At 45.9% G+C, this 25,485-nt stretch carries 18 protein-coding genes; 3 read left to right on the top strand and 15 right to left on the bottom strand.

Annotation, left to right across the window (positions count from 1 at the left end):
• Positions 1–15: 15 nt before the first annotated feature.
• The 13 genes from IFO66_RS18365 to IFO66_RS24260 form a co-directional block, all read right to left on the bottom strand.
• Positions 16–1,143, bottom strand: a complete 1,128-nt coding sequence (locus IFO66_RS18365; protein ID WP_192026563.1) for a CgeB family protein — start codon at positions 1,141–1,143, stop codon at positions 16–18.
• Between the two features lie 59 nt (positions 1,144–1,202).
• Positions 1,203–1,517, bottom strand: coding sequence for a hypothetical protein (locus IFO66_RS18360; protein WP_192026562.1), 315 nt, complete (start codon positions 1,515–1,517; stop codon positions 1,203–1,205).
• A 27-nt stretch (positions 1,518–1,544) separates the two neighbouring features.
• The gene (locus IFO66_RS18355; protein WP_192026561.1) at positions 1,545–1,781 is read right to left on the bottom strand and encodes a hypothetical protein; all 237 of its coding nucleotides are present in this window, start codon (positions 1,779–1,781) and stop codon (positions 1,545–1,547) included.
• Positions 1,778–2,125, bottom strand: a complete 348-nt coding sequence (locus tag IFO66_RS18350) for an alpha-helical endospore appendage domain-containing protein (protein WP_225445881.1) — start codon at positions 2,123–2,125, stop codon at positions 1,778–1,780. Before IFO66_RS18350 ends, IFO66_RS18355 begins: the two co-directional genes overlap by 4 nt.
• Before the next feature lie 43 nt (positions 2,126–2,168).
• Positions 2,169–2,462: a nucleoside-diphosphate sugar epimerase gene (locus IFO66_RS18345; protein WP_192026560.1), complete on the bottom strand. Its 294-nt coding sequence runs from the start codon at positions 2,460–2,462 to the stop codon at positions 2,169–2,171.
• Between the two features lie 217 nt (positions 2,463–2,679).
• Complete coding sequence (locus IFO66_RS18340; RefSeq protein ID WP_192026559.1) at positions 2,680–4,095, bottom strand: glycosyltransferase family 2 protein; 1,416 nt, start codon at positions 4,093–4,095, stop codon at positions 2,680–2,682.
• Between the two features lie 29 nt (positions 4,096–4,124).
• Positions 4,125–5,288, bottom strand: a complete 1,164-nt coding sequence (locus IFO66_RS18335; protein ID WP_225445880.1) for a GT-D fold domain-containing protein — start codon at positions 5,286–5,288, stop codon at positions 4,125–4,127.
• A complete protein-coding gene (locus IFO66_RS18330; protein ID WP_192026558.1) occupies positions 5,285–6,019 on the bottom strand; it encodes a sugar phosphate nucleotidyltransferase in 735 nt (244 codons plus the stop codon). Before IFO66_RS18330 ends, IFO66_RS18335 begins: the two co-directional genes overlap by 4 nt.
• A 12-nt stretch (positions 6,020–6,031) precedes the next feature.
• Positions 6,032–6,796 carry a glycosyltransferase family 2 protein gene (locus tag IFO66_RS18325; protein WP_225445879.1) on the bottom strand — a complete coding sequence of 255 codons (765 nt, stop codon included), beginning with the start codon at positions 6,794–6,796 and terminating at the stop codon, positions 6,032–6,034.
• Entirely contained in the window at positions 6,793–8,076 is a 1,284-nt protein-coding gene (locus tag IFO66_RS18320; RefSeq protein WP_192026557.1) for a glycosyltransferase family A protein, read from the bottom strand. The genes IFO66_RS18325 and IFO66_RS18320 overlap by 4 nt, the downstream gene beginning before the upstream one ends.
• A gap of 50 nt (positions 8,077–8,126) precedes the next feature.
• Positions 8,127–9,074, bottom strand: coding sequence for a glycosyltransferase family 2 protein (locus tag IFO66_RS18315; protein WP_192026556.1), 948 nt, complete (start codon positions 9,072–9,074; stop codon positions 8,127–8,129).
• Positions 9,075–9,229: 155 nt separating this feature from the next.
• Positions 9,230–18,922 carry a WIAG-tail domain gene (locus tag IFO66_RS18310; protein ID WP_192026555.1) on the bottom strand — a complete coding sequence of 3,231 codons (9,693 nt, stop codon included), beginning with the start codon at positions 18,920–18,922 and terminating at the stop codon, positions 9,230–9,232.
• Positions 18,923–18,965: 43 nt separating this feature from the next.
• Positions 18,966–20,141 (bottom strand): glycosyltransferase, encoded by a 1,176-nt coding sequence (locus IFO66_RS24260; protein ID WP_192026554.1) that lies wholly within the window; start codon positions 20,139–20,141, stop codon positions 18,966–18,968.
• A 128-nt stretch (positions 20,142–20,269) separates the two neighbouring features.
• Here IFO66_RS24260 and IFO66_RS18300 point away from each other — a divergent pair, with 128 nt between their 5' ends.
• Together IFO66_RS18300 and asd are read left to right on the top strand one after the other, a co-directional pair.
• A complete protein-coding gene (locus IFO66_RS18300; RefSeq protein ID WP_192026553.1) occupies positions 20,270–21,391 on the top strand; it encodes a YheC/YheD family endospore coat-associated protein in 1,122 nt (373 codons plus the stop codon).
• A gap of 153 nt (positions 21,392–21,544) precedes the next feature.
• Complete coding sequence (gene asd, locus IFO66_RS18295; RefSeq protein WP_192026605.1) at positions 21,545–22,357, top strand: archaetidylserine decarboxylase; 813 nt, start codon at positions 21,545–21,547, stop codon at positions 22,355–22,357.
• 111 nt (positions 22,358–22,468) lie between these two features.
• On the opposite strand, the gene IFO66_RS18290 is transcribed toward asd, so the two are convergent.
• The gene (locus tag IFO66_RS18290; protein WP_225445878.1) at positions 22,469–22,819 is read right to left on the bottom strand and encodes a DivIVA domain-containing protein; all 351 of its coding nucleotides are present in this window, start codon (positions 22,817–22,819) and stop codon (positions 22,469–22,471) included.
• Between the two features lie 141 nt (positions 22,820–22,960).
• A complete protein-coding gene (locus IFO66_RS18285; RefSeq protein ID WP_192026552.1) occupies positions 22,961–23,746 on the bottom strand; it encodes a helix-turn-helix domain-containing protein in 786 nt (261 codons plus the stop codon).
• Between the two features lie 248 nt (positions 23,747–23,994).
• Here IFO66_RS18285 and IFO66_RS18280 point away from each other — a divergent pair, with 248 nt between their 5' ends.
• Positions 23,995–25,305 (top strand): aminotransferase class I/II-fold pyridoxal phosphate-dependent enzyme, encoded by a 1,311-nt coding sequence (locus IFO66_RS18280; RefSeq protein WP_192026603.1) that lies wholly within the window; start codon positions 23,995–23,997, stop codon positions 25,303–25,305.
• Positions 25,306–25,485 lie beyond the last annotated feature (180 nt).

Below are 25,485 nucleotides of genomic sequence, written 5' to 3'. Positions count from 1 at the left end.
TCCCTTCATGCTTTATCAGTTTAACAATGCTACTGAAGGTAACGAGTAGCCCTTCTCAATGACGTCAAGCATATGATGCACCCGATGCTCAAACGTATGACGCATAAATGTGGTTTGAAGAGAGCGCATCGCGATACGCATCCTCTCTTCTTCATGATTTAAGTAGTATTCAATCTTTTGCATAAGTTCTTCGCCTGTCTGGAAAGTTTCAATATCCCAGCCTGGCGTATACATTTGAGCCAAATCACTCCGCACATCGGTAAGTTGAAACGCACCACAAGCAGCAATTTCATAGGTGCGAGGATTAATCGACTGCGCAGGAAGGTCAAATGTATTTCGATTGTCAGCCCCTTGTTCATGGGGACGATGAATATTTAATATAATTTTGGAAGAATTGTAATAATAAACACTCTCTTCTAGAGGAACCCACCCTGAACGCAGCCGCTTCCCCCAACGAGCATGCGTGACCATCCGATCCCAATAGCCACCTGCAATAGAAATATCGTACTTCATCAGCTGATCCGCATAACTATCAAAAAACGCTACCCGATTCCAAAAGCCGTTGCCAATAAAGCAAATATCATGGCAATAACGATAGTCTGACCGAATAGGACGGAAGCGTTCTGTTGCTGCCGCGAGAGGAAGGTGGTAAACATGTCTACATCCCAACTGCTTGTAGAAAGGAACACATTGCTGTTCATGGGTGAATACGAAGTCATAATACGGGGCTAATACTGCTGTGTCTTGAGTGAAGTAAGGATCATCGACAAACCATATCGCCGTCTTTATACCTTGCTGCTTCGCCCATATGATATGTTCAGGATGTTCCTGAGGAAATACATGAAGGGCATTTAGAACGACAATGAGATCTGGCTTGAAACGCTGCGCTTCCTCTATAAGTCGGGAGGGATGTGCTTCCGCATACGCACTGCTCATTTTACTCAAAGCAATGCTGCATCCGTGGTCAATCGCTTCAAATCCTTGTGGAATATAAAGAATTCGCAACGGTGACGACTTGGGTGGCATCATAGGAATCTGTGACACAACAGCTTCAGCCGTACCAAGGCGATAACCATGCTTATATCCTATGGAGAAGCCGTCCCGTCGTCCTTTTGCACGTTCTTTCTGTCTAACTTGCTGCATGGCATCACCTGAAATTCAGACATATGATCATTTTCATGTCTTGCTGCATAAAAGTTGGTTTAAGCCTGCTGGCTGTATATGATATGGTGCCCATCCTCGAAGCCTTTTGCAAATCCTTCGTTAAAACCTTGATTAAATGCTTCGTTATAGCTTTTATCATACGCATGATTTACTCGTTTTTTAGATTTGGTTGATAACTTGGAACTCGCGGAGTTCGTTGTCCGTACTCTTTTCTTGGACAGACGTCTTCCTTTTGTTTCTTTCTCAGTGGCAGGTTTGGCCTTTTTAGCGCTTTCTTTTGTCGACTGTCGCCGAATACGTACTTTCCGCTGAGTCGACTCCTTCCGCTTCTTCTTAGCTCTTTTTTTCTTCATCTATTCCATCCCTCCCTGCGTATCGGACTATGCGTTCTCCTTTTTGCGCGTGGCTAACTGCTCAATATGAGGGGAGAACCGATCTAACAGCGAGCTTATTGCAGCTTGACTGCGTTCAATTGCCTCCAACAAATGCAGTTGGGCCGCAACCGCTCGTTCTGACCGATAGTTGCGACGAAGATCATCGAGGACAAAGCGTTGTTCTTTCAACTTCGCTGCATGCTTGGTGTCTTGCTTGGACGCTTGCCCTTGAAGCTGCTTCATGTCATTTCATCCAGATCAAGCTGACCTTTAAAACCACCATTATTCGCATGACCTGCACCTTGTTCATCCTGTCCATCCGGATCAAGAATCGTCTGCATATTACGGTTTAAGCTTTGCTGTAATCTTGTTAATCCAGCAATGACCTCTATCACTTGAGCATGGACATCTAGCGCATCCTTCGTCTGTTCATGAGCGTCTGCGCTGTCGCTCGCGATCATATGATTAAGCAGCCAATTACGCACTTTCTCTGCTTCCAATGTTTTGGCTTCCAGCATAATCGCAATATTCCATTGCATGTCCGCCATAGATTCCAAAATTCGAATGTTGGCATGTTCACGATCCAAATCTTTCCCTCCTGACTGCTAATGAATAAGGTAACTGCTTTTTCTATTCTTCTTCTGGCTCATGCAGGTCCTTCAACACCAACTTCAATTGATCAGCCATGGCATCTTCTAACTCAGCAATACTCATCATATAATCGATGAGGCAACGAGTAACTTGTCCTGATTGTACCTTTACCTCAGATACATGTTCGACTTGAGGAAGCTCATCTGGAACAGCATGAACGAGTTGTGACATTCTAACTGCCACCTGACGCTTTGCCTGCAATATTTTTGCCATCTGATTATGCGTGTGAGCCATATGGACAATGATTTCATTCACTTTATCTTCAGGCTTCATAGGTTATACCTCCCGTTCATTCAATGGTCCATTTGCCCCTAATAGAACTGCTGCCTCTATTTCGTTCTAGATTGATATACGATATGCCGCTTCCGTGCTAAAGCTCACCGTCATCTGCCTATCAATTGCCGTTGGATATAAAATCATTATTTATCGACCAGCATGCAGACATGAAAACTCCGCTGCAGCCTGCATGCTCAAGTCGATATTATTCCCATCACAAATTGCCGTTTACGAGGACAGGTGCAGCCATGATTGGCAGCCCCTCTACTAACTGCGATTTCTCCATCCCTGATCGTGACATCACCCTATCACTCAGCTTCCAACGCTTAAGCACATATTCGCTTATCAACATACGACATGTATTTCCATCTCGTTGAAACCAATGACCGCTCTCTGTAACAAACACCCCTCCGTCAGGTATCATGTCGTCAAGCGTCATCGTTCCCCGCCACTTCTCAGCCGCTATATCAGCTTCTATATCCGAACCTGTCGGCCATGACAATAGCTCAATTTGAGACAGCTTAACCGCAGGAAAAGGGTATGCCCCTTGAATCGGATACTTTACCCCCTGCTCCACCCAAAAAACAGTCCCATTCAAGCCTGTAACTGCTACATGGGTCGGATAAAAGGAAATGGCTCTCCGGGAGGCTCCTGTATCCCATTCACCTTCCTTAATCACTGCTTGAGACTCGGACCATTCCGTTACACGTTGAACCCACTCGTAGGGATTGCTCCATTTCTGCTGATAGAAGGCTTCATTTTGTTTATAAATTTCTTGCAGTTGCTCGCCAAGCTCCCTCATACTTTGGCTGCCAAAATGATGAATGAAACAATCACCAGCAATCGCTAACTTTCGACCTGCCAATCGTGTACGAATGATGAAATCTTCATCCTCAAAGTTTCCGATCTTATACCCTTCATCTAAGTAGCCGGTCTGTTCAAAAAATGATTTTTGAAAAAGCATACAAAAACCGACTATCCGCTCAACGATTTTCCATTTGCTTGCGTCCTGCTCATTGTGCTGCCTTGCAAATTGCTGCATTTCTTGATTCGTACTATAGGAAACCTCAATCTGTTGTTCCCCGCTAATATAGTTAGTTACGGGACCAACCATCCCAATCGCAGGATCACTTTCTAAGCAGTGCAGCAAATTACCTAGCCAATTCGTCGTTACGATAATGTCATTGTTTAACAAACATATCGTTTTGCCTTTTGCCATTTTCAAACCAGTATTCATAGAGCTTGCAAACCCGTAATTTTTGTCGTGTATGTGATAGCGAATCTGCCCTGACAACTTGCGCAAATAGGCAGCTGTTCCATCCGTTGACGCATCGTCCACTACAATAATTTCGTGTGCCTCAGATGTATACTGCTGAATACTAGCGATACATTGTTTGAGCAAGTTCAGCTTGTTGTAAGTCGGAATAATAATGCTAGTTCCCTCTATGTGGTGGTCGAATTGCTCCTTTCCTGAAGCAATGCCCATTTGATAGCCTGCTGCATATCCTTTTTTGTAATGTTCTTTAGCCAGTCTACGTCTCGAATTAGAGCGTTTTAATGGCGTACTACGCAGCTTGCGATTACGCTGGCTCTGGCCATTATGCCTATGCTGCTGAGATAGTCGTGACAATACGTCCACCTCCGTTTCATGAACATTCGCTAAAAACTCATCTCTCCTTCTGCTAGCCTATTTGCTAAATGACCGAAGTCCAAAGCAACTTTACCCAGCTCTGAAGCGATACGTTCCGCAATAATAACAGCGGGAATGCCTGCCGACACTAATGCAATATCAAAGGTAATGGAAGCTGCTTCCCTCATAACACGAGGAATATCCTTCATTCCTGATACAGAAGCAATCATGCCGCTAATGATGACACCTCGCTTCGAAAGTACTTTCCCTAATTGTTGAGCTACATTGCCGATAAGCAGTACATTTCTGCCCTGCAACAGCTGCTGCAAATATCCAAGCTGAGCGATTAAATAATTCACCGTCGAATAGGTAATTCGCATATGCTGCAAAGATAGACCGTACTCACGACAAACGGGATACAATAGACCTTGAAAGTAAGGAAGTCTCGAAATAGGAATGCCTACATAAGTAGCTCTTCTTACCGACTCTGCCAGCGCTTCACGCCCTGCGTAATCAGGCAATGACATACCAGATGTGGCAACGAACGGGGAGTGATCACGAATTTCTTGAGAGGGTATAAGTCGATCATGGGCTAATGCCAATAATTCTCCATCTCCAAGTCTAACGACCGATAGCGGTCTTCCCTCCAACAGCGCTTGCTTCATATCAACAAAGATGGCAAAAGGATCAGTAAGAGGCAGAAGAAGATGTTTAACTTGTTCGAATCCCAAAGAAATAATATGGTCTAATGAAATATCCGGTAAAATAAGATGCTCTGGAATAAGCTGCTGTAGCAAAGCTTCTCCTCCATCGTACTTTCCTTTCATATAAACTTTTCTATATGTTTTTTCTGTCTCTATTTTTGGTTCGACCTGTACGTTAGCAGGTTCTGTTGAGAGATTCTCCTTGTCGGTTAGAGAAGAATGCGAGGGCTCATGAACAGTGGATGGAGTATGATCAGGGAGCAAATCGATAGCAGCACTTTCAGGCAAGGGAGGCGTATGTGGTCGCTTCAAATTGGAGGAACGGCGAGTATGTGGGCTGTGTTTACGGGAGCGCAATCTATTATGCGCATGCTTGTCACCTTTGCTACGTTTACTTACGCGCTTCATCACACGACGTTTTTTTCGGAATCCTTTCTCTTTGACAGCAGTACGCCGCTGACGCTGTGAAGAAGCTGTAGCAGGGCTCATCGCTTACCTCTCCTTCCAAGTTTAATACGTGCAGCATATAACGATTCATACGTTCCAGCATCCGTCCACCACCCATTCAAAATATTATATTGCAGCAAGCCTTTAGACGCATAGGCATTATTCACATCTGTTATTTCTAGCTCACCGCGAGCAGAAGGTGATATATGGCGAATATGCTCAAAAACAGCTGTATCGTACATATAAATGCCTGTGACACAATAGCTAGATTTGGGCTTACGCGGCTTTTCTTCTATTTTAATAATACGCTCAGGTTCTACTTCATCCAGCACAGGAACCCCATAACGATGCGCATCCTTTACTTTTTTAAGCAGCACCCTTGCCTCACCATCACCTTGGTTCTCGAATTGCTGTAGATAGGGCTTTAAGCTATCGTGAAATAAGTTGTCTCCTAACAGCACAACAAAACGTTCATTCGGAGCTAGAAAAGGTTCAACTAAAGATAATGCTTGAGCGATTCCTCCAGCTTCCTCTTGGATTAAAAATGATACATGTACACCTAGAGATTGACCGCTTCCAATGAAGTCTGCGTATAAAGGTACGGACTTGCTGCCAATTACAATAAACAGATCTGTGATCCCCGCTTCCTTCATTCGTTCAATCCCATAGTAAATCATCGGAAACTTGCCTATCGGAATCAGGTGCTTATTCATCATCTTTGTTAAAGGCAGCAAGCGCGAACCTGTACCACCGGCTAAAATGATCCCTTTCACCTTTCTCCCTCCTTAAATGAACTGGTGCGGGTCTATGTTCCACTTTTCTTTGAAGCGATCATAATTCCGTGCAATCAATTGATTCAACTGTTCCTGGCCGTGCTCTTTGAAGCTATGACTGCCGTAATGATGAACAAGCGCATCTTCACACACAACCAGTTGAAAGCCGTTCATTTTGGCGCGTAGACAATAATCATCGTCTTCATAGTGACCAGGACTAAAGCGTTCATCCAAATAACCGATTCGTTCCATAACAGCGCGCTTCATAACGAAACATAACCCTACAACACGCTGTACATGAAGCCATTTGGACGGATCGGGCTTTTGATTCACGCTATAGGCGATATGTTGAAATTGTCCCATCGTATCGTAAGGATGCTGCACTTGCTGCTTGCCGCTCGCATAATTCGTTACGGGGCCGACAATACCAATCTGCGGTGCTGACATCAAGGCTGCCAACAGTTGATCCAACCAACGATGAGCGACAATCACATCGTTGTTCAACAAGGTAACAACGTCTCCAGAGCTTAAACGCATCCCAGCATTACATGCATATGGAAAGCCTGTATTGGATGGCAAAGATATGCAAGTAATTCCTGCCTCTAGACAATAGGCTAATGTGCGGTCTGTGGAACCGTTATCTACGACAATAATTTCATAGGGGGTATTGGTATAAGATTGAATCGCTTCAATACAGGAACGAAGCAGCTCATAACGGTTGTAGGTTGGTATAACGATACTTGTTAAAGGGGCTTTTTCTTGCAGGAGAGCCATCATGTATTCCTCCTCCAAGCAATATCGGCGCGTACCGATTGTACGGCATTCAATTCTTCTCGCTTCCAGTTCCACACCGCTTCCAACGCTTCCATATGATCGCCGATAATAAGCTGGGCTACTGGATTTCCTAGACCGATGTTCGTTGTACGCAAACGATTCTGTGTAATTACGTCAACCGTGCAGGCCGTTTGTACGTGTAAGCCATGCAGCACAGCCAGAGCATGTGCTCTTGGTGGCACATATAACGCTTCATAGCCGATCGTGTGAATTGCTTTGCTGCTTAAGGCATGAGGAATGGCTGTTAAAGAGTTCATCGCCAAGTCAGAGCGTCCAAGCTCCTGATTAAGCCACTGCTTGCAATAACTGATGCCATCCTGCTGTTCAAACTTATCCATGAAAGGTCGTATATCATTTAGTGCCACATCTACGCCAGAAGCGATACTCCACAAGTAAGCTCCTAGCTGTTCCCCTTCTATTGTAAAGTCACAATCTGTAAATAATACTGCGTCCACTTGCAGCAGCTTAGCCCCAATGGCACGACCTACATCATGGCCAAGCGGTTTATCAAAATGAACTACGATTGCTTCTGGCAATGACTTTCTCGCCAGCTCAAAAGTGCGATCCACAGAACCGTTCACGACGATGACGATCTCATCCAACGGCAACCTAGCAAGCTGCTTCAACGTTGTCGCAATGCTATCCTGTTCGTTATAGGCGCATAGAACCGCACCAAGTCGCATCGTTGTCGGCAGCAGAACGACGTCTGCACCAATCCCGTTACGAACATCCGCATAGCCCTCAGCATAACTACGGCCTAGAGCGATCACATCTGCGTAGCTTGCATGAACATCTGCTGGAAACGCAACTCCTTCTAATTGCAAAGCCTGGCTAAAACGTTGATTCATTTGGCGTGTCAGCTGCAAAGATGACAACACTCTGTCCGCTAGCCCCCATTGTGTCGCATCTCTATTTCCCGCTGCTCGGAGGAAACGTTTGCTATAAAGCAGTTGGCTTGATGCAGACCGTGATTGCGAAGAGCCACCGCGATATAATTGCAATTCATCCACTTTGTGTACTGGTTTCATCGCTTTCCGCTTTGATCCAGATTGTCTACTTACACCCGTTCGCTGCACACGCCTTGACGTAAGATGCTCTTTACGGTTCGGACGAGAACTGTGCCGGGTATGACGTGATTCAGAGGCTTGCTTATGAGGCCGCGACAAAGTTGACTGTGACTTACGCCGCTGTACAGCTTCTCTTCTTCCGCGTTTTCGACTCAATCTGACTCGTCTCCTAAATCGCCGCTCACTGCCTGATACCTGCATGCCAATCACCTCACTTGCTGCCGCTGCCGATTCAAGTCCGTTAATCCACCTCGATGATCAGTATTCTCGAGCAACCAACGAACTGCTTGCATATGATCATTGTTCACAACTAGCTTCAATGGATCTGCAGCAGTCGAACGAGCACGGCGCATATTCAGTTTACCTACAGGAATGTACGTACAAGCTTTCACTTTCAATCCCTTTTGCAGCGCGATCGCATGGGCTACAGGTGGTGTAGCAAGATGCTCTACACCAATTGTGTACAGAGCACTACGGCTCAGGGCATGTGGCACCGCTGTCATCGACATACCACGCAATTCGGAATGCTGAAGTAGTGCATTAAGTGCATATTTAGCCAATACAACAGGATGTACATCCCTTTGCTGCTGTGGGCCAGAATATTGGTTCAGCGCTACATCTGCACCATTCTGTATGGCCTGCACAAATGGTCGTAATTGCTTCGCAGCAAGCACCATATCCCCATCAATAAATAGCAGCACTGAGCCTCTTGCCATTTCTGCTCCCACCTTACGGCCTACATCGTGTCCAAGCGCTTGCTTATATCGCAGCACTTTTGCCCCCGCACGCTCTGCCAGACGATCTGAGCCATCTGTCGTGCCATTAGAAACAACGATGACTTCCGTGTACGGATGGGTCCGTCGTGCTTCATGAACGACTCGTTCAATTGTCTTCCTCTCATTTAAAACAGGAATAATAACAGACACGACGGGGACACGATGATGATCTTTGCGGTTATGCGAGGAATCATAAGTGCCTGCTGTTGATAGCAGTGATCGCTTGCTGCTCTTCTTAGCAGCATAACGTACCGAACTCGTACTGCTGCGTGAACGACCTGCACGTTTCACTCGACGCTGCTGTGCCGCACGTTGTTTGCGTCTTAGCTTCGTTTGGCCATTCCTGCTGCTCCGTTTTCCACGCTTCAATCTAGGCATCTTCATCCTCCCTCCTTGCTTTCTCGTGTATCGCTATCCATATTGTATGGTTATATGCGCACGCGGTAACGGCAAGCGTACAGAAGGCCTGATTTCACAATGTCTGCACGCAAATAGGCTGGATGTATACACACATCCAGCCTACGTTCGTTCATTTAACCAATCGCAATCCAAGAGAGCTGTCCTTGCGGCGTCGGGCTTATTCTCGTACGAATGAGCTCCACTACGGCATGCGTTGGATATTGTTCCTTAAGAACTGCATAGCAGGAAGGATGATTAGCAGTAACTACGACAACGTATTGATCATCTTCATAAGCTTCATCGAAGGTCAAATTCACTTCCAATGTTTCGGCAAAATTATCAAACGAAAAAGCAGATTTGCCAAACTGTTGAAGCGGAGCCTTACGAATACCTACAGCGTGATCAGCTTCGGAAGGAGTGCCCGCCAATTCCCCGGAAGACTCCAGACCCGCGATTTTTTGCTTTAACGATTCATCCAACTGATTCCAACCTACCGCAAGCGGTGCGATCTGCGTCTTCGTTACACTACCTTCGGCCAAATGAGTGGTTTGGATAGCACCTTCCGTTAATTTTTCACCACCCACTGACTGATTAAGCAGTTTCGTTCCACTCAAATCTTCCAAGTTAAGATGCTTAAATTGAATCGCACCTTGTTGAATATGCTCGGCACCGATCGACTGTGGCTGAATGTGTACGCCTATAATTTCTCCGACGCCAACATGCCGGGCTTTGACAGCACAAGGAGATAGATGAGAAGACTGTACCGCTTGCGAAGCGATATGCTCTCCTGCTACTGCTTCAGCTGCGAGATGGGAGTTGGTAACTACGCCTTGCTGAATGTGTCTTCCTGCTATAGATTCATCAGCTAGATGACGCTCCAAAACGGCGAGATTTTGAATATGCCCATCACTAATGCTGTCCACCGCTATACGATCGCCATCCACGGCACCCATCGTAATATGATCACGGATAACGGATAGCTCTTGCAAGTGATAAGAGCGGATCGCTCCATCTGTAATATGCTGCGAAGCCACTGACAGCTCTGCAAGATGATCACCCTGCACCGATTCAAGCGCCAGCTTGGATGAGATGATGCTAAAATCAGCAATAGCATCTGTTTCTACAGCCCCAGCTGTTAAATGCTCAGCAAGCACGGACTGATCGGCAATATGTTCCGCCTGAATGCTATCAAGAGCGAGATGGGCGGATTGCACATTTCCCTTAGCGATATGTGCCGCTTGCACACTCCCATGCGCAAGATGCACGGCCAGCACGTTACCATGGGCGATTTGCCCTGCTTGCACACTGCCATGCGCAATGTGACCCGCTTCCACGCTACCATGCGCAAGATGAACACCTGTCACTGCACTTGGTGCCAACTTGCTTGAACTAACACTGCCTTCTTGTAAATGTTCTTTTGCTATAGCATCAGGCTGAATATGCTGTTTGCTTATAGCATGAACCCGCACATGGTCGGAATGGATCAAGCTAGGAGTAAGATGAGCCGCTTCAATCGACAACGGCCGAATAGCACGGGCAGTAACTGCACCCTCTTGCAAATGATCGGCACTAATAGCAGATGGCGCTACCTGATCTTTCGTTATACTTTGAGGCTGCAAATGCTCACTTTTCACCGATTGATAAGCGAGATGGCGCTCTTCCACAATTGCATCCTGCAAATGTCCTGCTTCGATTACATAAGGAGCAATATGAGCGCCTTGTACAGCCTCCACAGTCATGTGATACTCGCGAATGACACCAGCGGTTAAATGTTCTTGATTTATCGACATTGGCTGAATATGCGATGCTCGAATGACACCCGTACCTACATGATTAGAGCGAATGACTTCATCTGCCAAATGATCCGACTGCACGGCGCAAATAGACAGCTTATCACTCGTGACCGACTTCGGCATTAGTGCACCTGTAGATACCGAATTCTCTCCCAGATGATCCTCACGAATCGAATCAGATGCCAGATGATCCTCGCCTACAGCACCAAATGCAATTTTATCTGCAGTAATCGCCTGCTGCTGCACATGCTCAGCAGCAACCGCATTCGGTTGAATATGCTTCGCATGTATCGAAGTAGCCTGCATCTGTTTAGCGCCAATTACTTCATTTGCAAGATGAATGCTCTCCACGGAATGTGGACGAATGGAATGGCTTGTTACCGATCCCTCTTGAAGATGCTCTCCGCTAATTGATAATGGAGAAAGATGATCTGCCATAATACTGAGCGGTCTTACATGCTCACCACCTATGACATGATCTCCAATATGGCGCTCTTCGATTACCCTATCCTGCAAATGAGCAGCTTGAATGCTCTCGGAAGCAAGATGAATGCCTTTTACTGCTGTAGCTGCCAGATGTCGTGATGTTACAGCATCCACTTGCAGATGTTCTCCACCAATACTATCCGTCGCAATCTGCTCACTGTCTACCGCGCGATGAGCGATATGATCTCGAAGCACAGACAGCTCTTGCAAATGCGTGGAACGAATGGCTCTCTCTGTAAGATGAGTGGAATGAATGGAAGCGCCAGCAAGATGGTCTCCTTGGATGGAGCCATGGATCAACTTGTTAGCAGTAATGCTGGCGTCTGCTAACTTCTCCCCGCTAATGGCACCTTCTGCGATATGCCTGCCCTGTATATTTTCATTCATGATATGGCCACTGCGAATCGAAGTCGGTGCAAGATGTTCCGCATGAACAGATTCAACCGCAAGCTTCGCACGTGTTATTGCTCCATCAGCTAGTGATTCACCTTGTATACCAAGCGCTTCAATCTGCTTCGATGTAATCGTATGAGCAGTCAAATGTTCGCCAGTAAGCGTACCATCGAGAATGAAAGAGCCATCTAGACCTTGATCATCTCCACATAGATGCTCCAACTGGAAGACGCCCGGTTTTAAATGCTCTGGACCTATCGCCTGAGACTGCAAATGCTCAGCTCGAATCTCTCCAGCTCCAATATGATGAGCGTGTATCGTATGCACCGCGAGATGCTCTGAGCGTATCGCCTGAGGTGCAACATGATTGCTTTCAACAGCCCCAATGGACAGGTGTTCAGGCAATATCGTATCCGGTGCAACCTTATCGCTTGTAACCGAGTAAGCACCAAGCACATAGGACGACACTGCGCCCTCTGCCAAATGCTTGCCTTGTACAGCCTCCAACCCCATTTTGCTTGAAGTCACTGCTTGATCTTGAAGATGCAGAGAAGCGATAGCATCAGGCCGTACATGCTCAGCGTCAATAATGTTAGGTTGAATATGATCATGGCCCACAGCCGCAGGAGTAAGATGAGTGCTATCAATTGAGGACGGATGAATAGCTCTGGAGGTGACAGCCCCTTCCTGTAAATGCTCTTCCCCGATCACACCTTCTGTGAGATGGGCAGATGCAATGCTGTGAAGCTGGATATGCTCACCTGTAACTGAATTCGGCGTGAGATGGTGCTTCTCAATTGCCCCTTCTTTTACATGTCCTGCATGAACAGAGTCAGCCCCAATATGGTGACTGTGTATCACTTCTTCTGCTAAGTGATGCCCGAGAACAGTTAAAGCAGCTAAATGCGATGAATTAATCGCTTCGGCAGTTATATGCTCACCTACTATTGTATCTGCTTGAATATGCTTACCAGATACCGCATCAGGTGTAAGATGACGAGCGTTAACCGCTTCATTTTGAATATGCAGGCCTGTGATGCTGTCTATGGCGATTCGATCACTGTCTACAGCTCGATGAGCAATTTTTTCGCGGACAACGGAAGACTCAAGAAGATGATTCGAATGAATCGCCTCATCTACAATGTGCTGAGACCATACAGCCATATCCGCCAAATGACTCGATCGGACTGCACCAGCAGCTAATTTCGCGGAACTGACACTCAAATCTGCAAGGGCATCGGTGTCTACCGACCCTTTTGCAAGATGTTCATTTTGCACACTAGCATCTGCAAGGTGATCCCCTCGAACCGAAGAAGGTGCAAGGTGCTCGGAATGAACAGCTTCCTGCGAAATATTTTCTCGCGTCACTGCTCCAATCGCCAAGGACTCTGATTCAATGCCGTAAGGTTCGATCTGCTCGGATGTAATCGTATGGTCTGCCAACTGCTGATACGAAATGGAACGATCTTGAATGAGGCTGCCATCCCATTTCTCGGTAAATAAATGCTCTAACTGGAATACACCTGGCTTCAAATGCTCAGGGCCTATCGACATCGGGCGCATATGCTCCGCTCCAATTTCGCCATCCTGAATATGTTGAGCTAGGACAGATTGTGACGCAAGATGGGCGGACTTCACAACCTGAGAAGCAAGATGCTCTTCCTGTATCGATTGAGGGGCAATATGCTCAGATACGATTCCTCCAAGCGATATCTTTTCCCCGGTTACAGCACCATTGGCAATTGCAGATGATGACACCGCTGCCTCTGCAAGCAGATCACCACTAATTGCACCGCGAGCAATCTTTTCGGCTGTCACTGCTCCTGCTGACAGCTTTGTTTGTGTAATGGCCTCATCATGCAAATGCTCAGACATAACAGCGAAGGATTGTAAATGATGCGGACCTATCGCCTGAACTTCAATATGATCACCGCGGACTGCCCCATTTGCAATATGAGAAGAATCTACCGCTTGTGCTCGCAGCGTACGAGAATTGACAACACCGCTGCCTAGATGCTCGGAGAGAACAGATTCGTTTCGCAAATGAGAAGAATGAATTGATTCTGAAGCAATTTTCAATCCTGTTATAGCGCCGTTCGCAATTCTTTCGTTATCTACGCTATTCGGTTGAAGCATTGCCGTTTGGATCGCTTCATCTTGTATATGCTCGGCACTGACTGATTTCAGTGCAAGCTTTTTACTATGAACAGCACGATTTTGCAGTTTCTCTGACCCTATCGACTCATCCACGACATGCTCCGTACGGATCGCAGACTGCTGAATATGGGAAGAAGCAACGGATTTCTCCTGCAAGTGTTGAGCTGCAATGGCACCCTCTTGAATATGATCTGCATGAACGGATTGAGATAAAAGCTGCCTAGAGCCGATAGCTCCTTCAGCAACATGCTCAGCGCATACTGCTTCTGGCACGATATGAATAGCATTGACAGCACCTCTGCCAAGCTGCTCCGAACCTACGCTATGCTGGCTCAGCTTATCACTCGTTACAGCTCCATCCTCAATTAACGCTGAATGAATCGCTTGAGGCTGAATATGAGCGCTTGCTACAGCTCCTACAGATAAACTTTCACTTCCTACAGAACCAGGTCGCAGCTTATCGCTCGTTATCACGTAATCGGCCAAGTGCTCCGTCTGGATGAGGCCCCGCTGCAAATGCTCACTTTGAACCGAGGCTTCTGCTAAATGATGATGATTGATTTCACCTTCACCTATATGCTGAGTACGGATCGCAAAGTCCGCAATATGGCGAGATTCAACTACACTATTGCCGATAACCTCAGACTGAATGGACTGATTCATCAAATGCGAGCTGCTGATCGTACGTTTGCCGATTTTTTCTCCATTTACACTACCATCAGCTAGTTTTTCTGCAATAATACTGTTATCTTGCAGCATATAGGAGCTTATCGCATAAGGCTCTATGTGTTCACTACGTATCGACTTCGGTGCTATTTTGTCACTTGTAATCGCATGCTCGCTCAATTTCTCTGTTGTAACTGCTTCATCCTGCAGATGCTCGCTTTGAATAATACCTTCACCAAGATGTCTAGAAACAATAGACATTGGCTGCAAATGCTCACTCGTAATCTCTAGTGCACCAATGTGCTCGCCTTCGATAGCACCTTTACTAATATGATGGGTCTCGATTGTGCTCTCTGCGATATGGGCACCACTAACCGCTTTCTCAGCAAGCTTACTCCTACTTACAGCTCCATCAGCAAGCTTTGTACTATCTATTGCACCATCTTTGATCATATCTGAACGAATCGAATTGGACTGAATATGAGACTCTTCGATAATTTGCTCATGCAAATGATGCGGAAGTACAACACCTTCTGTTAAGTGTTCCGATGTTACAATGCCTGCCTTCAAATGACGTGCATCAATGAGTTCTGATTGCAGATGAATCGAGCCTATCGCCGAACCTTGAATATGCTCCGCATTTATAGCTCCCAAAGCAATATGCTGGCGAGCAACACTACCTGGTTCCAACTGGTCGGTTCCTACTGCCTGAGGGGTTAAATGAATACGATGAATAGACTGCTCTTCAATAGCTTCTGCTTTGATGGACTTCGGAGCATGATGTCTGGCTTCAATTTGTCCGGTTGCAATGTGGTGGTTCTGAATGGCGTCACGCTGAATCTGTGCGGTAGCTATAGCATCGGATTGGATATGTTCAGTCTTAATTGCTTCTGCTTGAACATGTTCACTGCCAATAGCTTGCTCTGCCACATGTCTGCTTGTAATCGTCTGATCTGCAACATGTTCCGTCCTTACAGCTTCTTGCTGAATGTGAATGGACTGAATCGCTTCCTCTACGATATGACCACTCGTAATCCCTTGCGGTTTCAACTTGCTTCCAGCAATGCTTTGGTCAGGCCATTGCTCTCCACTTAAAATATCAGATGCAAGATGCGATGTATTAATACTGCCCTTTTTAATGTGATAGCCTTGGATGGCATCCACCCTGACATGCTTGCCGGAAATCGTTTCTAATGCAATGTGCTTGCTGAGCACCGCATTAGCACTAATCTTATCGGAAGTAATGCTGTTATCTTGTAAAATATCTGCGGATACGGATTGCGACTGCAAATGCTGTTCGCCAATAAGTTGTTCCGTTAAATGGTTCTGTTGAATGGAACCAGGTCCAATATGATGCTCCTGCACGGCCTGTTCTCGTAGATGCGCTGAAGAAATGCTGCCTTCTCGAATGTGGGAATCGCTCACACTGTCGAGCTGTAACTGGGCAGCACCTACACTGCCTTCCGATAATTGCTGCTCAGTAACCGCCTGTAATTGAATATGAGCGGTACTCACACTGTTAAGCTGCAAATGCCCGCTGCTAATGGATTCATCAGCAATATGTGGAGAACGAACACTGCCAATCGCCAATTGTTTCGAGAGAATACTTTGTGGAGCAATCTTCTCCGTCGTTATCGCTTCTGAAGCAATATTATGCTCCGCTACAGCTTCTGCCTGTAAATGCTCTGTAGAGATAATACCTGCGGCCAAGTGACTAGATTGAATGGCATGATTGCTTATAATGTCACTCGTCACTGCGCCATCAATGAGATGAGCCGTTTCAATACTGTCTGCGGCAATTTTATCTCCCGTCACACTTTGCTGGGCGATCTTGCTTGCCGTTACGGCCATGTCGCTAATTTTATCTGTAGAGACGCTTTCCGGCGATAACTTGAGTGAAGTCACGACGTAATCTGCTAAATGATGAGAGAACACAACACCAGGACCAATATGACGATCTCGGACGACTTGAGTCATCAACTTCTCGCTAGAAATACTTTCATTTCTTAGCATGCCAGTATCAATGGTTTGGGCACGTATATGGCTGGAATGGATAGCGTCAGGTGCAATGTGAGTATCGAGGATGGAACCAGATGCGATTGCTTGTGAGGTGACAGAGCTCTGCTGCAAGTGTCGTGACTGTACACTATCATCGGCCAATTTGGCGGATGTTACACTCCAATCTGCAAGCTTGTTGCGAGTGACAACGGCATCGGTTAAATGTTCAGATACGATAGCGCTGGTCGCGATTTGGGGAGTATGAATAGCACTGTCTTGAATATGTTCGGTAGCTACGGCACGCTTATCAATATGATTCGATTGTACCGCTTCAGGAGCAAGAATGTAGGATGTAACTGCACCATCGCTCAAATGCCGCTCATCGATGGACTCATTTTTAATATGCTCACGCCGTATACTATCATGGCTTATATGTTGACTTTCTACTGCAGCAGGTGCAATATGTGGACCTTCTATTGATTGTCTCGCAATATGGCGAGATTGAATGGCTTCTTCCGCGATTTTGGACGGCACGATACTTTGATCGGCTATTTTGGAAGATGTAATTGCTTGTTCTACAAGCTTGATCGTCGTAACCGCTTGATCGGCTAATTTGCCAGAAGTAATCGCATGGTCTGACAAGTTCCAACTTTGAATTTCACCTTGGCCGATATGTTCTTGACGAATCGCGTATTCTTGCAGATGTTGAGATTGGATCGCACCAACTGAGATATGCTGACCTTGTACGGCGTTTTTTTGGATATTTTGCGCACTGACTGCCCCTGCAGCCAAATGCTCCGTCAGTACTTGCTCTTCCGCAATATGCCGGCTTTCTACCGTGTGATCGGCAATCGCACTGCCTGACACACTGTTATTCGATAAATGTTCCTTGCTAATACTTCCTAGCGCAAGCTTCTCCGCGGTTACTGCACCATTTCTTAACTTAGATGTCGTAACTGCTTCTTCTCCAAGCTTGGAAGTATCCACGCTCTCGTTAGCAAGATTCTCCGTATGAATGGAGCCGCTTCGAATTTTATCTGCGGTGATGGAATGATCTTGAATCAATTCATTGGAAATAATGAGCGCCCGCAAATGTTTCGTATCGATTGAACCTTCTGCAATTTTAGAGGAATCAATCGTTTTATCAGCAAGCTTCTCAGATGTTATGCTCCCGTCACGGATCTTCTCTCCTGTAATCGAACGATCCCGAATTTTCCCACCTGATATAGCATTGCGAATCAGATGTTCACCTGCGATCGATTCTAGTGCAAGCTTTGATCCCGTCACTGCACCATCAGCTATTTTGATCGCATTTATCGCATAATCGCGAATTGTATCCGTATCAACGCTCTCGCGTTTCAGCTTGCTGCCATCGATGGCGTGAGGCGCTATTTTCTCCGTCGTTACCGCTTCAGCTGCGATGTCGTCTGTGTATATAAATGCTTTAGAACGTTGAGATCCCCGCTTCTCCGCAATCCACTGCTCTTTATTCGCAGTTTGCCGTTCCTCTTGCGCAGAAGTGGTTGAGTGCTGCTTATCCTCTTGTGTGGATGTCGCCTTTTTACGTGATCCTTTTTCATCCGACTCTACTTCCTGAGCAGGAGACGAAGCCGATGCAGATTGGTGCTTCTCTACTCCAGTAATTACGTCTGCCGAATCATCTTCCTGAGCAGCCTGCTCTGGTTCTCTGCGTCTTGAACGTTCTTGAGATCGATCCTGCGAGCGCTTCTGGGATCGAGTGTGTTCTGAGCGACTGGAAGCATGGGGAGATGCTTCTTCCTCTTCCGCTGTCTCTCGTCTTCCTCTCCGTTCATGGCGCTCTTGACGCTCTTGACGCTCATAACGCTCTTTCCGCTCCCCAACTCTCCCTGCTTCCCGAGATGAAATTTCCGGTTCATGTTCTCCTGCTTCAAACTCATTCTCATCAGCTAATGGAGTTATCCTCCCATGCTCAAGCTGCTCAGCTGAATCTTGATGGGATGCAGCAGAATCTGTCTCCGTCCCTTCTAATTCATCCTCCTCAAAAACATGCTCATTTCCTTCATCGTGATCCTCCGATTCAAATATATCCGATGAATGGCGACCTGACTTTACAAAGAAACCATCTTCCTGATCTTCCATCAGATCGATCTCATCCAACTCTGAAGACATATGTGGCAATTCGGCCAAAGCGTTGAGCTTTGCCTGCTTATGTCTCGTATCATGCCCTTTTTTCTTCATCATCTTATCCAACATACCAAGCTCGGATGTATGTGGATTATCAACGTAATAGAGTGGTTTCTTCGGCTTCTGGGCAGTAGGTTGAAGAGGTCGTGTTATTTTCTTCTTCTTCATGAGTTCTCTCCTTTCTTGCGGGCTGCAGTCTAAGCCTAGGGTATCATATGCGGGCTGGTGTACCGCTGTCACTTGCTCGAACCTCATTCATCCACCGCTCTGCTGTATGCTCCCATGTAAAAAATTGTTCAACACGCCGCACACCTGCACGCCCCAGTCGTTCTCGAAGCCCAGCGTTCTCCAATAATCGAGTAATAGCACTGCCTAATTGCAACTTTAACTGGGTAGGCGATACTAAAATTCCTGTCTCTTCATTCAAAATTACCTCTTGAATGCCGCCCGCCCGTGAAGCAACAATGGGTACGCCTGTTGCCATCGCTTCCACATTTACGAGACCAAATGCTTCCTTATCGACAGAAGGTACAACGACAACATCAGCCATTGCATACCACTTCGGAACATCTTCATGCTGCACATAAGGAATGAACCGAACATGATGAGGGTAGCGACTTCCCCACTGCTCCAATTTGCGCACATACTTCGTCTTGCGAGTTGAGCCATAGAAAGCGCTGCCCACTACAACAAACATCGTGTTCGGATGCTTCTCTACTAATTGTGGAATAGCTTGTAAAAAATAATGAACCCCTTTTAACGGAATGAGACGTCCAACGTACATGACAATTTGCTTATGCTCCCAGCCGTTTAATCGCTTGCCTTCGACATGTGCTGCAGCCCCCTCTAAGCTCCAACGCGACTTGAACCGTTTTATATCAACGCCAAGCGGATTGATAACCATTCGAGCAGCGCATGATGGAGCCAACGCGGCTACTTGGCGGTATAAATAGTGACTGTTTACCCAAATTCGCTCCACTTTCTGTAACATCCCAACTAACACATGTCTCGGTACATATTTCGACGAAATAAACGTTAGCGAATGCAGACTCAGCCAGATTCGTGCATGGGGAAACGCTCGCTGAAGCATACGTACAAAACGAGGTCTATTTTCAATCTGAATAATATCCGGTTTATAAGAGCGAAGTTGGCGGATCACTTGCTTGACATACGCTCGACCGCCTGATGATGAAACTCGTACACAAGGCACATCCCCCACATAGCCATACGAACTTTGCCCTGGCCAACGCCTGCTATAGATAACCGCCTTCATTGAAGATTGAGATAAGCTGACCACATGCTCAACGACTCGCTCAACTGAACTACTGGAACCAGATGGTATAGGAAAAGTACCCGGTGTAATGATCGCTACTCTTGGAATTCTCACAGCGCACCTCCTTTCCTCAACAATGTTCATATCGCTCATCTGCACAAGCCCAAACAAACTTATTCTTGCATGCATACAATGGATTCGGAAAGCTTACATAACGATTATCCGAGTGAGGTGCATTGTCTATGTCCAACAGCTCCATGTATAAACGTATCGGTATATTGTTCAATGATCGTATGCTTCGTGGCGTAGCTGTTGGCAAGACAGGGCAAGAGAAGTTAGCATGGTATGAGGAAGCGGCCTCCCGGCACGAGGTTATCCCCGTCTACTTTCGCCTTGAAGACGTAGATATGCATTCTATGCAGGTAAAAGCCTATATGCGCCAAGGCAAGCATTATGTTTCTCGCAAAATTGCGCTGCCTCGCGTTATTCATAATCGTGCCATTTATACAAACCCCCGCTATGATCGAAAAATTCAATCTATCATTGATCGCGGCTACATCTTATACAATCAAGTGAATCGCTACGGTAAAATGACGATTCATGAAATTCTCCGTAAAGACCCTTACCTCTATCCATTCCTCCCTGAGACCGAGATTGCTTCGGAAGAAACGATTCATACGCTTATGAAACGACATCATTCGCTCATCTTGAAACCAAACAATAGCAGTGTTGGGAAAGGCATTATGAAAATGGAACGTACCTCCCACGGCTGGCAGGCTATTTATCCGACTACCCCACGACTGGGTAAACAGCGCTGGCAGCAGCAGAGCACGAGAGGAGATGTTATCCCACAAGTCATTCTCAATCGGATCCGCAAAGCTAAAACCACGTATCTCGTTCAGCAAACCTTGCCTTTATCCAAACACGGCGGAAGACCATTCGATCTGCGTGTTTCCGTACAGAAGTGTTCGGACCGCAATTGGAAAATTACCGGTGTCGTCGGCAAAGTAGCTCCTACGACAACCTTTGTAACGAATGTAGCTCAAGGTGGAGCTGTTGTTCCTTTTGAGCAACTAGTCGGAACGTCACTACCTACCTTCACTGCTGATGTTTTATTGAATCGTGTATCCAACTTCTCACTGCACATTGCTCATGTACTCGCCAATACGCTTCCGCATGTCGCTGATTTTGGACTCGACATTGGCATATCCCCTGATGGTTGTCCGCTATTTATTGAATGCAACGGTCGTGATCAACGCTATAGTTTCAAAGAAGCAAAGCTGCTTCAATTATGGAAAAATACGTATGAGAACCCTATTGCATATGGAGCCAGTCTGCTCCAATCACCCTCTTCTCCTTCCTAAGTGATCGAATGATTTAGCAGCTCGGCTTACGAATGCCAGATCCGTTATTGAAAAATAAAGCGTTCTATGTCAAGATAGTCGAAAGGAAGCGACAGTTTCCATGATGACTACGGACGCCTATTAAGGCGCCAACAATATAGGTGATAACAAATGATGATGAAGCGATTGTTGCGTCTGTTAACGGAGCTGTCATCCCGCAAGTGGGTGTCACAAGCAGCAGGGTCGTTTGCCAACTCTCAAGCTAGCCGCCGCCTTATTCCACGATTCGCCAAGTCGTACGGAATTAACGTGGAAGAAGCAGAGAAAGCTATGCACGAGTATGCGACATTGAATGATTTTTTCACAAGAAAGCTAAAGCCAGGCATGCGCCCGCTCGTACAGGAGACCGACAGATTGCTAAGTCCTGTTGACGCGCTTATTACCGGAATGGGCACGATCAAGGAAGGTGTTATTCTTAATGTCAAAGGACAAGACTACACCTTGGAGGAACTACTGCATCAGTCTCCTCATGCTCAGAAGTACAAGAATGGATATTTCTTCGTTCTTTACTTGAGCCCTACCGATTACCATCGGATCCATGCCCCTGTAACAGGCACAACTGTCGAAAGTGAGCATGTACCAGGTAAAGTTTATCCTGTGAACGACTTCGGTCTGCGCCATATGCCGAGAGTACTCAGTCGCAATGAGCGTCTGATCACGTATATTCGCCATGAACAGGGCGAGGTATCTGTCGTTAAGGTCGGAGCATTAAATGTAAGCAGCATTCGTTATACAGACGATGCCGTGCTCCCTGCTTATGAGCGTGGACAAGATATGGCATATTTTGAATTCGGTTCTACGATCGTTCTGCTTACAGAGAACGGCACCTTCTCGCCAAGTGCTGATTTAGAGCTTGGTTCACGCGTAAGGATGGGGGAATCACTAGGTACCCTTCATACCAAGTCAGCGAAACGACCGCTAAACTAATTAGCCCTCTGTCAGAACGAAACAAACCAAAAAAGCATCCCGTAATACGATACAAATCGTACATGGGATGCTTTTTTGGTTGCCTATTCAGGTTCTGAATCTGTATATTCGTTACCCTTTTGTTCTTCCCCAACAATGAAACTCCAAGTCGCGAACGCGGTTCAACAAATCTTCAAGCTGCTGAGATTGTGTAGGGCTTGCAGAGTTTGCTGAGTTGGGCACAGGAGCACTAATGTTCGCAGGATGCGCCGACTGATTCAACTTACGCTTCAATTCATTATTTTCTTTCTCAAGATCCGCAATTACATGTTCAAATGCTTGATAGTCTTTAATAATTTGGTCCAAAAATAGATTGACCTCATCTGAGTCGTAACCGCGCATGCGAGAAGAAAATTCTTTGCCATGAACTTCGATTGCGGTTAACAGAATGCCATACTCTTTCAAATTAGTTTGATTGGACAAATTAATCCCCTCTTTAACTATTAAGTTATGTAAGCTTATTTTATCATAGAAAGAGGCTGTATTTCATTCCTCATACCAGCAGCTGCTTCCACAGCGCCTTAATATGTACGCACAATCGTGTAAAAAGTATCACCGACTCCGCTATCTTATTTCAGAAGGACTTCTTCCCGTGTATTGCTTGAACTGCCTACTGAAGAAGAAAATATCTCGATAGCCCAAGGCGTCAGCTACCTCCGTCACATTCATGCCTGCATGATGAAGCAAATGCTCAGCCCGCTCAATACGTGAACGAATAATGTAATTTTGCACAGATACCCCTATCAGCTCTTTGAATTTCACAGAGAAGTAACGCGGTGACAGCTGTGCCCGCTTGGCTAAATCTTCGATTCGATGAGAAAGTCCTGGATTTTGCCGAATATAGTTAGCAACTTCGTGAACAGAAGTCGTTAACTGCTGGCTCAATTTCCGATCTTGTGGTTCTTCACACTCGTCACGCAGCAAATATATCATAAGCTGCTTCAATACAAGCTGTGTTTCCACCTCAGCTCCAAAGGGTTGAGTCACATGCAATCGAACGAATCGTGCCAGCAAGTGTTCAAAGTCTACGGTCTCCGTTAACTGTCGATAAGGCTTCGGTATCTCCGTCACACCAGCATCAATATTGAAATGAATGTAGGTAAGCGTTAATGGCTTCTGCGGATGATGTGTTGCACTCGTATGATCGCCAGGTCTGAATAAGAAGCAGCTTCCCTTACTTACTTCATAAGGTTGATCATTGAGCACGACTTGTCCTTCTCCACTCCAAACATAGAATAAGTCGAAGTTTTCCAGCGGCTTCTCCCGCTTTAGCCATTTCCAATTCGGCTCACAAGTAATTTTAGCAATTCCTGGCTTAAGTACATAAGAAGTCGCTGATGCGTGCAGCAATCTGTATACTCCCCTTTCCGTGCTTATACGAATTCTATTTCATTTATATAAGCATAAGCTTTTTTCCTGCTCATTTCGATAATTAATTACATGTTTTCCTCTTCTGTTTTGTTCAGGTTCTTCTTTTTCGAAATATCGGCCAATAAATATCCACCCTTTTCCAACGTAACGATGACGTTCTCTTCTACGAGTGCTATAATAAAGGCATTGTGTAACCGATTATTATGGACGCTGGAAGGATGAAGATGATGAACCCACTAGCTCAACAATTGAATGAATCTATTCGTCAAGAAAATGAACACGTGTACAGCATGTTATCCCGCCTTGGACAGCTCATTTATTTCCCTAAAGAGGGAATTTTGAACCAATCGGCTGAAGCATCTGCTAAAGCGAAAAAATTCAATGCTACAATCGGTATTGCAACAGAAGGCAAAGGACCTATGCATCTAAAAGTCATCCAAGATCAATTGTCCGCCTTTGAACCAAAAGATCTTTATCCGTATGCCCCTCCTGCTGGAAAGCCTGAGCTGCGCAGCATTTGGAAGGACAAAATTTTTAAAGAAACACCTTCTTTGGAAGGGAAGCTTATTAGTAATCCTATCGTAACAAATGCATTGACGCATGGCTTAAGCATCGTTGCAGACTTATTTGCAGATGAAGATGATATCGTCGTTATGCCTGATAAGAACTGGGAGAACTATGAGCTGACTTTTAATATTCGTCGTGGTGCACAAATCGCTTACTACCCTCTATATAATGACGAAATGAAATTCAATAGTGAAGGTCTTCGTCAGGTGCTTCAAGCTCACAGCAGCAAAGGAAAAGCAATTATTTTGCTTAACTTCCCGAACAATCCAACAGGATATACACCTGGAGCAGAAGAAGCGCAAGCTATCGTTGCTGTTATTAAAGAAGCAGCAGAAAACGGAATGAAGCTTGTCGTCGTTTCAGACGATGCTTACTATGGCTTGTTCTTTGAAGATTCTGTCCAAGAATCTCTATTCGGGGCGTTAGCATCTCTCCATCCAAATGTACTTGCAGTGAAGGTAGATGGCGCAACAAAAGAAGAATATGTATGGGGCTTCCGTGTCGGGTTCATCACCTATGCATCCACTTCTGAGAAATTACTTGCCGCCTTGGAGCAGAAGACGATGGGAATTATTCGTTCGACGATCTCGAGCGGCCCTCATCCTTCTCAAACCTTCGTGCTTAAGGCGCTACAGTCACCTGCCTATGCAGAACAGAAACAAGAAAAGTTCAATATTATGAAAGCTCGTGCGAATGTTGTCAAATCATTGCTTGACAGTGGCAAATATGCAGGCGCTTGGACCTATTATCCGTTCAACTCCGGCTACTTTATGTGCTTGCGTCTAAGCAAGGTGTCTGCTGAAGATCTACGTATCCACTTGCTGGAGCAGTACGGCATCGGTACGATCGCATTAGGTGAGACGGATCTGCGCGTTGCGTTCTCTTGTATTGAAGAAGAGCATCTGCCTGAGCTGTTTGATACGATCTATCAAGGTGTGCTTGATCTGACTTCATCGAAAGTGAGCAAGTAATATCGATATATGAACAACTATGAGCAGACATTGGGCAGCGTCACTGGAAATTGATTCATGAACATCTAAGCGGGATGCCTAAAGAATCCTGATTAGGTTTTTCCTATCATTCTCGATACATGGATGTAATCGAAAAATAAACATTCCATCAAAAAAGCCGGGGCACAAGCTTCCTACCGA

The sequence above is a fragment of the Paenibacillus arenosi genome (genome assembly GCF_014841135.1).
Taxonomy (GTDB): domain Bacteria; phylum Bacillota; class Bacilli; order Paenibacillales; family Paenibacillaceae; genus Paenibacillus_B; species Paenibacillus_B arenosi.
This window is presented reverse-complemented; position numbering and strand designations above follow the sequence as displayed.

Excerpts from the sequence above, each read along its gene's own strand:
- IFO66_RS18335 (WP_225445880.1), bottom strand. The coding sequence starts at position 5,288 with ATGAGCCCTGCTACAGCTTCTTCACAGCGTCAGCGGCGTACTGCTGTC.
- IFO66_RS18325 (WP_225445879.1), bottom strand. The coding sequence starts at position 6,796 with ATGATGGCTCTCCTGCAAGAAAAAGCCCCTTTAACAAGTATCGTTATA.
- IFO66_RS18355 (WP_192026561.1), bottom strand. The coding sequence starts at position 1,781 with ATGAAGCAGCTTCAAGGGCAAGCGTCCAAGCAAGACACCAAGCATGCA.
- IFO66_RS18345 (WP_192026560.1), bottom strand. The coding sequence starts at position 2,462 with ATGAAGCCTGAAGATAAAGTGAATGAAATCATTGTCCATATGGCTCAC.
- IFO66_RS18365 (WP_192026563.1), bottom strand. The coding sequence starts at position 1,143 with ATGCAGCAAGTTAGACAGAAAGAACGTGCAAAAGGACGACGGGACGGC.
- IFO66_RS18300 (WP_192026553.1), top strand. The coding sequence starts at position 20,270 with ATGTCCAACAGCTCCATGTATAAACGTATCGGTATATTGTTCAATGAT.
- IFO66_RS18360 (WP_192026562.1), bottom strand. The coding sequence starts at position 1,517 with ATGAAGAAAAAAAGAGCTAAGAAGAAGCGGAAGGAGTCGACTCAGCGG.
- IFO66_RS18280 (WP_192026603.1), top strand. The coding sequence starts at position 23,995 with ATGAACCCACTAGCTCAACAATTGAATGAATCTATTCGTCAAGAAAAT.
- IFO66_RS18315 (WP_192026556.1), bottom strand. The coding sequence starts at position 9,074 with ATGCCTAGATTGAAGCGTGGAAAACGGAGCAGCAGGAATGGCCAAACG.
- IFO66_RS18310 (WP_192026555.1), bottom strand. The coding sequence starts at position 18,922 with ATGAAGAAGAAGAAAATAACACGACCTCTTCAACCTACTGCCCAGAAG.
- asd (WP_192026605.1), top strand. The coding sequence starts at position 21,545 with ATGATGAAGCGATTGTTGCGTCTGTTAACGGAGCTGTCATCCCGCAAG.